Raw genomic sequence first — 584 nt, forward strand, 5'->3', positions numbered from 1 at the left:
GTGCGCACGCGCTCGATCGTTGCCGCGTCTTCCGGGCTCTCGAGCACGTCGGCGATCAGGTTGCCGACCCGCTCGGCTTCGGCCGGGCCGAAACCGCGCGTCGTCATCGCCGGCGAGCCGAGGCGCACGCCGCTCGTCACGAACGGCTTTTCCGGATCGTTCGGGATCGCGTTCTTGTTCACCGTGATGTGCGCGGCACCGAGCGCCGCTTCCGCTGCCTTGCCGGTGATGTTCTTCGCGCGCAGGTCGACCAGCATCACGTGGCTTTCGGTGCGGCCCGACACGATGCGCAGGCCACGCTTGACGAGCGTTTCCGCCAGCACGCGCGCGTTCTCGACCACCTTCTGCTGGTAGGCCTTGAATTCCGGCGACAGCGCTTCCTTGAACGCGACGGCCTTCGCGGCAATCACGTGCATCAGCGGACCGCCCTGGATGCCCGGGAAGATCGCCGAGTTGATCTGCTTCTCGTACTCGGCCTTCATCAGGATCACGCCGCCGCGCGGGCCGCGCAGGCTCTTGTGCGTCGTGGTCGTGACGAAATCGGCGTGCGGCACCGGGTTCGGGTAGACGCCCGCGGCGATCAG

General features: G+C 67.6%; 1 pseudogene. It reads right to left on the bottom strand.

Annotated elements, in window-relative coordinates:
- A pseudogene (gene glyA, locus ACV229_RS40670) lies at positions 1-584 on the bottom strand (serine hydroxymethyltransferase); the annotation flags it as partial.

The sequence above is a fragment of the Burkholderia sp. MR1-5-21 genome (assembly GCF_053427715.1).